Consider the following 13,689-nt stretch of genomic DNA (forward strand, 5'->3'; position numbering starts at 1 on the left):
ACCTTGCTCTTGAGACGTCTTGGCTCTTGACTTGAGAGCTCAGCCAATTAGCAACGGGCGGCAATTTCAACGCTGGCCGGGTCCTGATGGCGACAATCTTCTTTGATCTCGACGGCACGCTGACCAACCCGAAGCCGGGGATCACCCGCTCGATCCAGTGCGCGCTGGAGCGGCTGAACCTGGCGGCGCCGAGCGAGGACGAGCTGACCTGGTGTATCGGCCCGCCGCTGCATGCCAGCCTGAAGAAGCTCACGGGAAGCGACGAGCTCGCCGACCGCGCACTCCTGCTCTACCGCGAGCGGTTTAGCGATATCGGCCTGTTCGAGAACGAGGCCTATGCCGGCATCATCGATACGCTGACGACGATTGCTGCGACCGACCAGCGCATGTTCGTGGCGACCAGCAAGCCCGCGGTCTACGCCATTCGCATCGTCGAGCACTTTGGCTTGAAACCGTATTTCGAGCGCGTGTTCGGCTCCGAGCTCGACGGCACCCGCGTCGACAAGCGCGACCTGCTGCGCTACGCGCTCGACGAGGCCAAGGTCGATGCGAGCCGCGCGATCATGATCGGCGACCGCAGCCATGACGTGGTCGGCGCGCGCACCAACGGCATGACCGCGATCGGCGTGCTCTATGGCTATGGCAGCGAGGCCGAGTTGCGGGAGGCCGGCGCGCATCACATCTGCGCGGCGCATCCCGAGCTGCTCGGCCATTGCGTGGCCTAGCCGCTGACGGTCTCGACCGCCGCCAGCATGCCGGTCCTGGCGTGGCAGTTCCGATATTCGAAGAACTGCTCGTCCGCGGCCGCCACCGTGATCTCGTGATAGAGCCGCAGTTTTGCTGACGGCCCGACCGTCGAGAGATATTTCATCGCCGCACCAAAGATCCTGACATGGGTCGGGTGCGACTCCGCCCAGCGCTCCAGCGCGGCGAGACTTTTCCACCAGCTCTGGCCGTAGGACTTTTCGCTGACGCTGCCGTCGGCCGCAAGCACCTGCATGTAGCGGTTGGCATAGCAGCCGATGGCAAGGCCCTCGTCGCGCAGAAAATCCATGCCCTCGCGCAGCACCGGCTCGACGTCATCGAGATAAAGCTTTCGCTCGGACAACTCGGTGTCACCCCAGTCCTGCCCGGAGCGGATCAGGCAGAGATTATCGTGCGCCTTCACGCGCAGCCGCGCGCCGTCGCGGATCAGTTCCGGTGCACCGCCCGGCGGCATCGGATCGGTCTGCGACAGCGGAATGCGATCGCGCATGCCACCCCAATAGGCGTGCTCCTGCACCTCGCCGCTCATGCCGTCAGCGATGACGGCGACACCCTCGGGCCGGTCGGGCGAGGAGAACAGCGTCTCGTGCCGCGCGACAGTGGGACGCAGCACCTCGATGAAGGTGCCGATGCCCTCGCGAGCTCTGCCAGTCCAGGCTTCGCGCGCCGGAGCGAACCAGGCGTCGAAACGTGCGACATCGTCCCAATAGGCCACCGTAACGATGGTCTCATAGCCCGACTGGTCGACATAGTGCGCGCGGTCCCAATGGGAGGGACCGCCCTCGCCAGCAAATCGCCCTGCGATGTCCTTCAGCGCCGCCAGTGGCGTATCACCACGATGCTGGACACCGAAATACGCCATCACGACGCGGCCTACCGCCGGCTTGTAGCGCGCCACGAAGGACGGATATGGCGGCTGGTAATCATCAGGCACGCGCTTGTGGCGCGTGCGCTGGGTTTCGAGATGCAGAGGAATCGCGGATTCCATGATCGTGCCCTCCCTCGATTGCAGTGATCAGCTTGCCGCCGCCGCGATGTCCGCAGGCTCGACGCTGTCGACCGGCAGCGAAAACTGCTCGACGCGCTGGTATCGCTTCTTGTTGAGCAGCAGCCGCGTCACGTCGGGCCGCGAATAGTGCCCGGCGGGATCGGCGGCGTTCTTGGCAACGCCGATGGCGCCGAGATCGATCTCGGCAATCAGCAGGCCCTCCTGATCCGGCGCGAGCTTGTCGCCGATCTGGCTGCCGTCGGGCCCGTAGATCGCCGCGAAGCCGCCGCCGACATGCAACAGCGCGTTCTTGTCCGGCCGGTCGCAGAGCGCGTCGATCATCGCCTGCGACACCGTCGCGCACGGCGCCAGCACGAAGCAGGAGCCTTCCACCGCGTAGACGCGCGAGGCGGCGTTGTTCACCTCGGCGCCGAGCGCTGGCGCGAAGGGATCGTACAGCGAGAAGCTCGGCCACGCCGCGACGTGCACCTGCTCGTTCTGGGCGTACATCGCGTATTTCGACAACGGCTGGAGATGCTCCCAGCAGCACAGCGCGCCGATGCGGCCAATGTCGGCCCTCGCATGCACGGCGAGATCGCTGCCGTCGCCCTCGCCATAGACGGTGCGCTCGGCATGGGTCGGCCGCAGCTTGCGGCGCTTTGCGATGGTCTCGCCGTCCGGGCCGATCAGCCATTGCGCCAGATAGAGGCTGCCGCCGTCACGCTCAGAGAGGCCGAGCACGGCCGTCAGCTTTGCCTTGCGCACGGCGTCGCGTAGCCGCTCGGCCTGCGGGCTATCGTAGGACAGCGAATTGTCGAAATAGCGCTGCACAAAACCGCGGCCGATCGCCCAGGCCGGCGAGTCCATCCAGATGTGCCAAGGGTAGCCGGGGATGAAGGCCTCGGGAAAGGCGACCAGCTTGGCGCCCTTTTCCGCCGCCTCCCTGATCAGCGCGATCGACTTGTCGATCGAGGCGTCGAGATCGAGCCAGGCGGGCGCTGCCTGCACCACCGCCACCTTGTATTTGGGATGTTCGATGCCCATTGCCGCCTCCATTGCCGGTTGATCGGAAGCCAGGTCCGATGCAGTCTATTTGGCCAAACCGGGCGGCCGGGCGCTCGACCACGGCGGAACAAAAACTCGACCGGACGGGTCGACGAACGGGTACGGAACTTGCCTGCGGTCAGGTTGGATTTGCGATTTTGCGGGATGTGAAAGGGAGGCTTGCCGATGCCAATCCAGTTCACCACGGACGACAGCCCCGGCTACCGGCGGCTCGCTCTCTGGCAGGACATTGTCTGCGATGTCTTTGTCGGGCTCGACTGCAAGTCCGACCTCGGCAGCGCCTTTCACGGCTCGGTCACGCAAGTCCCGCTCGGCAAGGCGGTGTGCTCCGACGTCTGCTCCGACCGCCAGCACGTGTTCCGCACACCCTCGCGCATCGCACGCTCGGACCAGGATTATGTTCTGGTCGCGCTCGGCAATCGCGGCGACGGCGGCGTGGTGCAGGACGGCCGCGAGACCGTGATCCATCCCGGCGAGTTCGCGCTCTACGACACCACGCGTCCCTATGAGCTGAAGTTCAACGACATCTTCACCCAGACCATCTTCAAGGTGCCGCGAGAGATGTTGCAGCGGCGGCTCGGCGCCACCGAGGCGCTCACCGCAATGTCATTCGGCGCTGACATGCCACTCGAACGGCTCGCTTACGATTTCATCTTCAGGCTCTGCCGCAGCGCGGACCGGCTTGCTCCGGACAATGCCGCGGCGTTGTCGGAACAAGCCGTCGATCTGCTGGCGATGGCGCTGAGCGAGCGGCTCGGCAAGACGTCGCTGCCGTCGTCGACTCATCGCTCCGCCCTGCTCTACCGGCTGAAGGCGCACATCAGGACGCACCTCGCCGATCCCGATCTGTCGCTGGCGGAGAGCGCAGCCGCGCTCGGCATCTCGCCGCGCTATGTCAACGATCTCCTCGCCGACGAGGACATTTCGTTCCAGCGCTACGTCCTTGCCGAGCGCCTCGCCCAATGCCGGCGCGACCTCGCCTCGCCAATGCTCGCCCACCGCCACATCAGCGAGATCGCGTTCGCCTGGGGCTTTAACGACCTCTCGCATTTCGGCCGCGTCTTCCGCGAGCATTTTGGGATGTCGCCGCGGGATTTCAGGCAGAGTCAGCAGCGGCACTGACAGCTATCTCCCCAAGCCTTCGTTCGGGACGAAGGCAAGGCTCGCCAATTCCAGATTGTCTTGCTGAGAGCCGTGCATCAGGCTGGCGCGCATGAGGACTCACGCCACCATAAGCGGATCGGAGCTGCTGCTGGGCGTGATCGCGATCCGGCTCGCGGTGCTCGTCGTGGTGGGCTGGAGCCTGACGCTCCTGCCGCCGCAGACGCGCGACAGCGAATCCGTCTGCTTTCCCACTCCCGCAGCGCGGATCGAGGCACAGGCGGTGCCGAAGAGCAGCTTGCACGCCGGCGATCCCGCTGTCGACGATATGCTCCGGCACGATTAAGGCACAAGCGCATCGCTTGGAGACGTCACGCGCGCCTTCATCGCTTCGCTCATGGGAAGCTGGAGGTTCTGTCCCCTCGGCGGAATCGGCGATTCGAACCACTTGACGTAGAGACGGTCGAACTCGCCAGAGGCCATCTTGTCCTTGATCGCGGCGTCCACGAGCGTCTTGAACTCGGGATCCTCGCTGCGGGTCATCAGCCCGTAATAAGACGGCGCGAAGGTCGTCGCCAGCATCCGGAACGACCTTGGATCGGATGCGTTCGCGACGAGCCCGGCGACCAGGATATCGTCCTCGAACCACGCCGCGGCACGGCCTGTTCCGAGCATGAGAAGCGACTCGGCGTGATCCTTGGCCTGAACGATCGTCACGTTCAGTCGCTGGTCGTCGAGGAATTTCCTGGCGACACCAAAGTTCAGCGAGCCCTGCGTGATGACGACAGTCTGTCCGTCAAGTCCTTTCGGCTCTGTCACACGAGACGAGGCAGGCACCAGCCAGCGCGGCGATGCCACATAGGTCGCGATGGAGAAGGAGACCTGCTTCTGCCGTTCGGCGGTGTTGGTCGTGCTGCCGCACTCGACGTCGATGGTGCCGTTCTGAAGCAGCGGAATACGATTGGACGCATTCACCGGCACGTAATCGATTTGCAACGCAGGCCGCTTCAACACGGCCTTGATCTTGTCGGCCACCGCGGAGCAGAGATCGAGCGAGAGTCCGGTCGGCTTCTGGTCGGCGCCGAGATAAGCGAACGGAATCGAGGCCTCGCGGTAGCCAAAGGTGACCTTTCCGACCTCCTTGATTTTCTCGAGGGTCTGGCTGGCCGCTGCTGGAATATCCACCAGCGCAAGCGAGAGAGCGGCAATGGCAAGCGTCGGCGCGTTTTTGCGGATCATGTCAGCCTCCGGACTGTTGCTTAAGCGGCGGGATTTCGCGACAGCTCGTCGAGGCTTTCCCGCAAGGACCGATCCAGGATCTCGACAGCGCGGTCGATCTCCTCGGTCGAGACGGTCAGTGGCGGTGCGATACGCCACACCGATCCGCGCTCGGGGCGGCGGCGGATGTTCATGCTCAGCCCGTACTCGAAGCATTTCTGCGTCGTCAGTCCACCGAGCTGATGGGCCGCGCGCCGGCTGTTGCGATCAGTGACCAGCTCGACGCCGAGCAGAAGACCCATGCCCCTGATGTCGCCGATCTGTTCGTATTTCTGCTGAAGGCCCTCGAACCGGCCGCGCAGATAAGCGCCCATGACATTGGCGCGTTCGACCAGCTTCTCCGCGGCGATCACACGCAGCACCGCGAGCCCGACCTCGGCCAGGAGGGGATCAGAGACGTGGCTGGTGTAGTAGGTGAAATGATCCTCGTGGAGCTTGCTCTCGATTGCCTCCGTGGTCGACACGGCCGCAAGCGGAAGCCCGCCGCCGAGCGTCTTCGACATGGTCATGATATCAGGGACGACGCCGAAATATTCGGCTCCCGTCTTCTTGCCGATGCGCCCGAACGCGGTCTGGGCCTCGTCGAAGATCAGCAGCATGCCGCGCGCGTCAGCGGCCTTGCGCAACGCCTCCATGAACGCCTTCGGCGGCACCAGCACGCCGCCGGCGCTGATCACGGGCTCGGCGATGATCGCCGCCCCCCGCCCGCTCGACTGCATGTCGAACATTTTCAGCGCCAGCTCGAGATTGGCGAGTGCGGACGCTTCCTCACTTCCCTTGTCGATATAGGGCCGGTAAGCGTTGGGCTCCGGGATCACGAAAACGCCGGGCGGCGGCACGCCGTAGCCCTTGCGGTCGCTCGCCATGGACACCGAGGCGGCGCCACCGGTGATGCCGTGCCAGGAGCCGCCGAGGACCAGCACCTCGTAGCCGCTGGTGTACATCTTGGCCATCCGGAGCGCGACTTCGGTCGCTTCCGAACCGGTGTTGATGAAGATCGAGCGCTTGAGGTCGCCGGGCAGCCAGTCCTTCGCCAGCACCTGGGCAAGCTCGGCCACGACTTCGGGGATCATCCCGCTGAAGAGATGGAATGCCTTCTTCCCGGCCCGCTCCACCGCCGCGACAATGGCGGGATGGTTGTGGCCGATGGTGGCGCACATCTGGCCGGAGGTGAAATCGAGATAGTCGCGCCCGTCACTGTCGGTGACGATCGTCCCCTTCGCCGAGGTGAAGAGGTTCGGGAACACGTCTCCGCCGTACCGGACCAGGAATTCGTCGGCGGCCTGTTTCAGCGATGAAGTCATGTGGTCTCCTCGGGCAAGCAGAGTCAGCCGCACGGCTGTGCGGCGCCGCGACGCGGATTGCGCTCGCCGGTCTCGGGGCGGTTTGGGGGGCACGAAGCTGTTGCATCAGGACGTTCACGGTACGAAAATTGCCTGAGCAACACGGCAATTCGTATCGGGCAGACATGATGGGCGCCAGTTCAAAAAACTCAGCAGCCGATGAACTGGAGTCAACGGAACGGCCGAGAATGCCGCCGCTCAAGGCGCTGTCGGCGTTCGAAGCGGCCGCGCGCCACGGCAGCTTCAGCCGCGCCGCCGAGGAGCTCGGCGTGACGCCGTCGGCGATCAGCCATCACATTCAGAAGCTCGAGGATTTCCTCGGCGTACGCGTGTTTTCCCGGCACGCCGGCCGCGCGGTGCTCACCAATGCAGGCCGCCTCTATGCCAGCGAGATCGAGCGCGCCTTCGGAACGATCATCGGCGCAACACGGCTGGTGGCGCCGCAATCGCAGCGCGATCATCTCTTCATCGCGAGCGGCCCGAGCTTCGCCGCCAAATGGCTTCAGCCGCGGATCGGAAATTTCATCGGCCAGCATCCGGAGATCGGGATCAGGCTGTCGACCATCTCGGATTTGCGCGATCTCGAAACCATTCGCTTCGATCTTGCGATTGCCTATGGTCGCCCTCCAACTCTCGACGGGAGGCAGGTCGAACCGCTGCTGGCCGAACGCCTGCGTCCGCTGTGCAGCCCACAGCTGATCGAACAGCTCGGGCTTCGCGGGCCCGCTGATCTCGCCCGCGCCACCCTGATCCACTCCTCGAACGCGCTGACCTGGACCGACTATCTGCGCAAGGTCGTCGGATCGACCATCAAGGCACGCCAGGAATTGTGGTTTGACCGGTCCACCATGGCGATCGATGCAGCCGCCGAAGGTCTCGGCGTCGTTCTCGAAAGCGAGATCCTTGCCGCCGAGGAGATCGCCAAGGGCACGCTGGTTGCGCCGTTTCGCCAGCCGAAGTTCGAAGTCGAGACGGTGTCTTATTATCTGGTGCGGTCTGCCGAAACCAAAGGCCGCAGCCATGTTGCCGCCTTCGAGACCTGGCTGCGCGCAAAGATTACTGCTGCAAATTTGCAGACGACAATGACGTAACGATCGCGCACGTCGCAAAGCAGAGCCGCCATGTGCGCGCGTGATGGTGCGACGCTCATGCTTGCGCTAATCTCGGCACCAAGGCCGCGTGGATAAAGCAACGGCCAGCCGAGGAGCATACCGATGGAATACCGACGCTTGGGCCGCTCAGGCCTGATGGTGCCCGCTTTGAGCCTGGGAACGGGCACGTTCGGCGGCGTCGGCCGCCTTGCTGCGTGGGGCACGACTGACGCGACCGAAGCGCGGCGGCTGCTGGATATCTGCCTTGAGGCCGGCGTGTCGATGTTCGACACCGCCGACGTCTATTCCCTCGGCGAGTCCGAGCGTGTTCTCGGCGAGGCCATCAAGGGTCGCCGCGACAAGGTCTTGATCTCGACCAAGGCTACCTTCCGCTTCGGCGACGGCCCCAACGACGTCGGCTCGTCGCGGCAGCATCTGCTCGCGGCGATCGACAGTTCACTCAAGCGGCTCGGCACCGACTATATCGACCTGTTCCAGCTCCACGGCTTCGACGCCTTCACGCCGCCCGAAGAGGTGCTCAGCACCCTCGACGTGCTCGTGCGTGCCGGCAAGATCCGCTATGTCGGCGTCTCGAATTTTTCGGGCTGGCACCTGATGAAATCGCTCAGTGTTGCCGACAAGCACGGCTTCCCGCGCTACGTCGCCAACCAGACCTACTATTCACTGATCGGGCGCGACTACGAATGGGAGCTGATGCCGCTCGGCGTCGACCAGGGGCTCGGCGCAGTGGTCTGGTCGCCGCTCGGCTGGGGACGTCTCACCGGAAAGATTCGGCGGGGCCAACCGAAACCCGATGTCAGCCGTCTGCCCAAGACGGCCGAGTTCGGCCCGCCCGTGCCCGACGAGCACGTCTATCGTGTCGTCGACGCGATCGACGAGGTCGCCAGTGAAACGGGCAAGAGCGTCTCGCAGATCGCGTTGAACTGGCTGCTGCAGCGTCCGACGGTCTCGACGCTGATCGTTGGCGCGCGCAACGAGACGCAGCTGCGTGAAAATCTCGGCGCGGTCGGCTGGTCGTTGACCAAGGACCAGATCGCGAAGCTCGATGCCGCGAGCAAGGTGACGCTGCCCTATCCCTACTGGCACCAGCGGGGGACTTTCTCCGATCGCAATCCGCCACCGGTGTAGCAAGCGAGTGCCAAGCGCGTCCCGGCTCGGGCTGCATCGCGCAGAGCCGCGCTGCCCGTGCCCGCGGCGCTGACAGGCCTGCCCGCGGCACGGGAACTGTCTGTGTCTTGCCGGGTTGCGATTAATCCAGCAATTTCCTGCTCCGGAGACGAATCACGGCCCTAACCAAGCCAGCGCCCCTCATGTCGTCCGCTCCGATTGAACACGCCGACGGCCTGCCGCAGCCGCAGCGCAACCAGGCTGTGCTGACGATTGCGCTCGGCATCATCATGGCCGTCGTCGACAGCGCCATCGCCAATGTCGCACTGCCGACGATCGCGGCTGACCTGAACGCAAGCCCTGCCTTTTCGATCTGGATCGTCAACGGCTATCAGCTCGCGATCACGATCTCGCTGCTGCCGCTGGCCTCGCTCGGCGAGATCGTCGGCTATCGCCGCGTCTATCTGGTCGGGCTCGTGCTGTTCACGCTCGCATCCGCCTTCTGCGCGCTGGCACACACGCTGCCGCTGCTCACGATCGCGCGCATCATGCAAGGGTTCGGCGCGGCCGGCATCATGAGCGTCAACGCGGCGCTGGTGCGCTTCACCTATCCGCGCAGCCAGCTCGGCCGCGGCATCGGGCTCAACGCACTCGTCGTCGCCTTCTCGGCCGCGGTGGGACCGACAATTGCTGCCGCAATCCTCGCGCTCGGAAGCTGGCCCTGGCTGTTCGCCATCAACGTCCCGCTTGGTGTGGTGACGCTGGTGCTCGGGTTGCGCAGCCTGCCGCACACGATGCCGGCGGGCCGTTCATTCGACTGGCAGAGCGCGGGCCTCTCCGCGATCACGTTCGGCGTCGGTATCGCCGCGATCGACAGCGTCGGCCATGGCGAGACACCCGTCGTGTACCTCGTCCAGTTCGCGATCGCCATCCTCGCAGGTACGCTGTTGATTTATCGCGAAACGCACATGACCTCGCCGTTGCTGCCGGTCGACCTGCTGCGGATTCCTGTTTTCGGGCTGTCGATTGCGACCTCGATCGCCTCGTTCTGCGGACAGATGCTGGCCTTCGTTGCGATCCCCTTCTACCTCCAGAGCCGGTTTGGCTATTCGGCCGTGCATATGGGCCTGCTGATCACGCCCTGGCCGATCGCAGTCGCCTTCGCAGCGCCCCTCGCCGGCCGTCTGGTCGAGCATTATCCGGCCGGCCTGCTCGGCGGCATCGGGCTCACGCTGTTCGCCTGCGGTCTCGGCGCGCTCGCGTTCCTGCCTGCGGCCCCGACGCCGCTCGATATCATCTGGCGGATGGCGCTGGCCGGCGCCGGCTTCGGCCTGTTCCAGACGCCGAACAATCGCACCATGATCGCAGCCGCCCCGCGCGAGCGCTCCGGCGGCGCCAGCGGCATGCTGGGCACGGCGCGCCTGCTCGGCCAGACCACCGGCGCGGCGCTGGTGGCGCTGTTCCTCGGCCGCTATCCGGTCGAGGGAACCCGGATCGCACTGCTGACCGGCGTCGGCTTTGCGCTCTGCGGCGCGGTGCTGAGCATGCTGCGGCTGTCGCCCGCAGGCGCGCGTGGCGCCGAGCACGTCCGCGTGCAGGACGACCAGCGCCTGCGTGGCGAATAACCGATCAACCTGTCAGCTGAGTACAACCACTCCGTAGTTTTACGATAGGCCGCAATGACTATTGCGCTCGCGTTCCGGTTGCGATTGATTGCCGCAGCTGGGGGCTTTTCATGCATTTCTTTAAAGTGGCAACGCCAATTGTCATGCTTGCCGCTGCTGCAGCAGTGAGCGGTTGTGCTGGTCGCGCACCAGCTCCGGTTTCGGTGGTCCAGCCTCAGGACCGGTATATGGACTGTGCAGCCATCACCATCGAGGTCCAGGCCAATAACGCCAAGGTCCAGCAGCTCGCGTCCGACAAGGGTTTAAAGGTGGCTCAGAACGTCGCTGCTGGAGTTGCCGGTTTGGTCGTGCCCATAATTTGGTTCGGCATGGATTTCCAGGGAACCGCAGATACCGAAATACAGGCACTTCAGGCTCGCCAGCAGTACCTGGGTGCTCTCGCCGAGCAGCGTCGCTGCGGGGACAACACTGGAGAGCCGGACAAGGCAATTGCGGAGCCTTCGAAGAGGCCCAAGGCGAAACCGAAGACGGTATCCTCTCTTCCTCCCGCCGCCGCAGCAGCAGCACCTCCGGCGACGGAACAGAAGTGAAGTGAACGCCGGCCCAAATGAGGTAGCGCCAACAAAAAGGCCGGCTTTTCAGCCGGCCTTTTCAATTCATGACGTGCCGATCAAGCCTTGACCAGCGGGCTCTTAGTAGGCCCCTTCGAACCACCAGGACCGCCCGGCTTGGATTTGCCCGGGGGACGCTTGCGGGCGCCGGGCAGCTTTTCCTGCTTCGGCGTGACCGGACCCTCGACGAATTCGAATCCGATCTTGTCCTTGGTCTCGTCGGCCTCGTCCTTGACGAGAACGACGCGAACGTGGCCGCCGCCCTTCAGCTTGCCGAACAGCACCTCGTCCGCCAACGGCTTCTTGATGTGCTCCTGGATCACGCGGGCCATGGGACGTGCGCCCATCTGCTCGTCGTAGCCGTGCTGGACCAGCCAGGCCTTGGCCGGCTCGGACAGCTCGATGGTGACGTCGCGGTCGCCAAGCTGCGCCTCGAGTTGAAGCACGAACTTCTCGACCACGGTGCCGATCACCTCGACGCTGAGATGGCCGAACGAAACGACGGCATCGAGACGGTTGCGGAATTCCGGCGCGAACTGCCGGTTGATCGCCTCGTGGTCGTCGCCTTCCCGCTTGGTGCGCGTGAAGCCGAACGCCTGCTTGGCGAGATCCGAAGCACCCGCATTCGTGGTCATGATCAGGATCACGTTGCGGAAATTGACCTGCTTGCCGTTGTGATCGGTGAGCCGGCCGTGGTCCATGATCTGGAGCAGCACGTTGTAGAGATCGGGATGCGCCTTCTCGATTTCGTCGAGCAGCACCACGCAATGCGGATGCTGATCGACGCCGTCGGTGAGCAAGCCACCCTGGTCGAAGCCGACATAGCCGGGAGGCGCGCCGATCAGGCGCGACACGGTATGCCGCTCCATGTATTCGGACATGTCGAAGCGCAGCAGCTCGACACCGAGCGACGCCGCGAGCTGCTTTGCGACTTCGGTCTTGCCGACGCCGGTGGGGCCCGAAAACAGGTAGCTGCCGATCGGCTTCTCCGGTTCACGCAGACCCGCCCGGGCAAGCTTGATCGAGGCGGCGAGCGACTCGATCGCCTTGTCCTGGCCGAAAACCGTGCGCTTCAGGGTCTGCTCGAGATGCTTGAGCACCTCGGCATCGTCCTTCGACACGCTCTTCGGCGGAATCCGCGCCATCGAGGCGATCGTGGTCTCGATCTCCTTGATGCCGATCGTCTTCTTGCGCTTGTTCTCGGCCACCAGCATCTGCGCCGCGCCGGACTCGTCGATCACGTCGATAGCCTTGTCCGGCAGCTTGCGGTCGTGGATATAGCGCGAGGACAGCTGAACGGCAGCCTCGATCGCCTCATTGGTGTACTTCAGCCGGTGGTAGTCCTCGAAATACGGCTTGAGGCCCTTGAGGATCGCGATGGCGTCCTCGACCGTCGGCTCGTTGATGTCGATCTTCTGGAAGCGCCGCACCAGCGCGCGGTCCTTCTCGAAGTGCTGGCGGTATTCCTTGTAGGTGGTCGAGCCCATGCAGCGGATGGTGCCCGAGGCAAGCGCCGGCTTGAGCAGGTTCGACGCATCCATTGCGCCGCCCGACGTCGCACCCGCACCGATCACGGTGTGGATCTCGTCGATAAACAGGATGGCGTTGGGATGCGCCTCAAGCTCCTTCAGCACCTGCTTGAGGCGCTCTTCGAAGTCGCCGCGATAGCGCGTGCCGGCGAGCAGCGTGCCCATGTCGAGCGAGAACACGGTCGCAGCCGCCAGAACCTCCGGCACCTCGCTGTCGACGATGCGCTTGGCAAGGCCCTCCGCGATCGCGGTCTTGCCAACACCGGCTTCGCCCACGAACAGCGGATTGTTCTTCTGCCGGCGGCAAAGCACCTGGATCGCGCGGTTGATCTCGGAATTGCGTCCGATCACCGGATCGATCTTGCCGTCACGCGCCTTCTTGTTGAGATTGACGCAATAGGTCTCGAGCGCCTCGCCCTTCTTCTTGGCGTCCTCGGTGCCCTTGGCCTCAGCCTCCTCGTCGACGCCGCGCACGGGGCGCGCCTCGGAGACGCCCGGCCGCTTGGCGATGCCGTGGCTGATGTAGTTGACGGCGTCGTAGCGCGTCATGTCCTGCTCTTGCAGGAAGTACGCGGCGTGGCTCTCGCGCTCGGCGAAGATCGCGATCAGCACGTTTGCGCCGGTCACCTCTTCGCGCCCTGACGACTGCACGTGGATCACCGCGCGCTGGATCACGCGCTGGAAACCGGCGGTCGGCTTGGCGTCGTCGGCGCCATCCGTCACCAGATTCTCGAATTCGGTTTCAAGATAATTGACGAGGCTCGTGCGGAGCTTGTCGAGATCGACGCTACAGGCGCGCATGACCGCGGCTGCATCGGAGTCGTCGATCAAGGAGAGCAGGAGATGCTCGAGCGTCGCGTATTGGTGATGACGCTCGTTTGCGATCGCCAGTGCACGATGCAGGGATTGTTCAAGGCTTTGGGAAAAAGTCGGCATTCGCGTCCTCTATGGCCCCCACCATCATGATCGCCATCGCCCGGTCAGGCAACAACAACCTTTGTCACATATAGTTATATAAGGCCGCGGCGAAAGACCGGTTCCGCGACTCAATCAGGCTCGACACCTGCGGTATTTTCGATGCAAAACCCGTTCCGATTTGGGCAGAACTACCCATTTGGGCAGGATTGACGCCGGCGCTGATTTTCACCGGATCGCGCAGCAGGAT

The 13,689-nt window shown here is 64.3% G+C and carries 12 protein-coding genes; 7 read left to right on the forward strand and 5 right to left on the reverse strand.

What is annotated here, in order from left to right; translation table 11 throughout:
- The first annotated feature begins 86 nt into the window (after nucleotides 1-86).
- Nucleotides 87-725 carry an HAD family hydrolase gene (locus IVB29_RS10675; RefSeq protein ID WP_247503341.1) on the forward strand — a complete coding sequence of 213 codons (639 nt, stop codon included), beginning with the start codon at nucleotides 87-89 and terminating at the stop codon, nucleotides 723-725.
- Here the strand turns inward: IVB29_RS10675 and IVB29_RS10680 are convergent.
- Nucleotides 722-1,753 carry a phenylacetaldoxime dehydratase family protein gene (locus IVB29_RS10680; RefSeq protein WP_247503342.1) on the reverse strand — a complete coding sequence of 344 codons (1,032 nt, stop codon included), beginning with the start codon at nucleotides 1,751-1,753 and terminating at the stop codon, nucleotides 722-724. The two genes, IVB29_RS10675 and IVB29_RS10680, sit on opposite strands and share 4 nt — an antisense overlap.
- Nucleotides 1,754-1,780: 27 nt before the next feature.
- Nucleotides 1,781-2,797 (reverse strand): carbon-nitrogen hydrolase family protein, encoded by a 1,017-nt coding sequence (locus IVB29_RS10685; protein WP_247503343.1) that lies wholly within the window; start codon nucleotides 2,795-2,797, stop codon nucleotides 1,781-1,783.
- Nucleotides 2,798-2,983: 186 nt separating this feature from the next.
- Between IVB29_RS10685 and IVB29_RS10690 the strand changes: the two genes are divergently transcribed.
- Both IVB29_RS10690 and IVB29_RS10695 read left to right on the forward strand, forming a co-directional pair.
- Complete coding sequence (locus IVB29_RS10690; RefSeq protein ID WP_247503344.1) at nucleotides 2,984-3,940, forward strand: helix-turn-helix domain-containing protein; 957 nt, start codon at nucleotides 2,984-2,986, stop codon at nucleotides 3,938-3,940.
- 91 nt (nucleotides 3,941-4,031) lie between these two features.
- The gene (locus IVB29_RS10695) at nucleotides 4,032-4,265 is read left to right on the forward strand and encodes a hypothetical protein (RefSeq protein WP_247503345.1); all 234 of its coding nucleotides are present in this window, start codon (nucleotides 4,032-4,034) and stop codon (nucleotides 4,263-4,265) included.
- Here IVB29_RS10695 and IVB29_RS10700 read toward each other — a convergent pair.
- Nucleotides 4,262-5,158 carry an amino acid ABC transporter substrate-binding protein gene (locus IVB29_RS10700; protein WP_247503346.1) on the reverse strand — a complete coding sequence of 299 codons (897 nt, stop codon included), beginning with the start codon at nucleotides 5,156-5,158 and terminating at the stop codon, nucleotides 4,262-4,264. The genes IVB29_RS10695 and IVB29_RS10700 overlap by 4 nt on opposite strands.
- A 20-nt stretch (nucleotides 5,159-5,178) precedes the next feature.
- On the reverse strand, nucleotides 5,179-6,501 hold the full coding sequence (locus IVB29_RS10705) for an aspartate aminotransferase family protein (RefSeq protein WP_247503347.1): 1,323 nt from the start codon (nucleotides 6,499-6,501) through the stop codon (nucleotides 5,179-5,181).
- A 227-nt stretch (nucleotides 6,502-6,728) separates the two neighbouring features.
- On the opposite strand from IVB29_RS10705, the gene gcvA reads away from it, so the two are divergent.
- The 4 genes from gcvA to IVB29_RS10725 all read left to right on the forward strand — a co-directional run bounded on the left by gcvA (nucleotide 6,729) and on the right by IVB29_RS10725 (nucleotide 10,974).
- Nucleotides 6,729-7,631, forward strand: a complete 903-nt coding sequence (gene gcvA, locus IVB29_RS10710; RefSeq protein WP_247503348.1) for a transcriptional regulator GcvA — start codon at nucleotides 6,729-6,731, stop codon at nucleotides 7,629-7,631.
- A gap of 123 nt (nucleotides 7,632-7,754) precedes the next feature.
- On the forward strand, nucleotides 7,755-8,780 hold the full coding sequence (locus IVB29_RS10715; protein WP_247503349.1) for an aldo/keto reductase: 1,026 nt from the start codon (nucleotides 7,755-7,757) through the stop codon (nucleotides 8,778-8,780).
- 182 nt (nucleotides 8,781-8,962) lie between these two features.
- Complete coding sequence (locus IVB29_RS10720; protein WP_247503350.1) at nucleotides 8,963-10,384, forward strand: MFS transporter; 1,422 nt, start codon at nucleotides 8,963-8,965, stop codon at nucleotides 10,382-10,384.
- A 110-nt stretch (nucleotides 10,385-10,494) separates the two neighbouring features.
- Nucleotides 10,495-10,974: a hypothetical protein gene (locus IVB29_RS10725; RefSeq protein ID WP_247503351.1), complete on the forward strand. Its 480-nt coding sequence runs from the start codon at nucleotides 10,495-10,497 to the stop codon at nucleotides 10,972-10,974.
- An 80-nt stretch (nucleotides 10,975-11,054) separates the two neighbouring features.
- Here IVB29_RS10725 and clpA read toward each other — a convergent pair whose 3' ends face one another.
- Nucleotides 11,055-13,460, reverse strand: coding sequence for an ATP-dependent Clp protease ATP-binding subunit ClpA (clpA, locus tag IVB29_RS10730; protein ID WP_247503352.1), 2,406 nt, complete (start codon nucleotides 13,458-13,460; stop codon nucleotides 11,055-11,057).
- Nucleotides 13,461-13,689: the final 229 nt, after the last annotated feature.

The organism is Bradyrhizobium sp. 1, from assembly GCF_023073315.1.
In the GTDB taxonomy this organism is placed as follows: domain Bacteria; phylum Pseudomonadota; class Alphaproteobacteria; order Rhizobiales; family Xanthobacteraceae; genus Bradyrhizobium.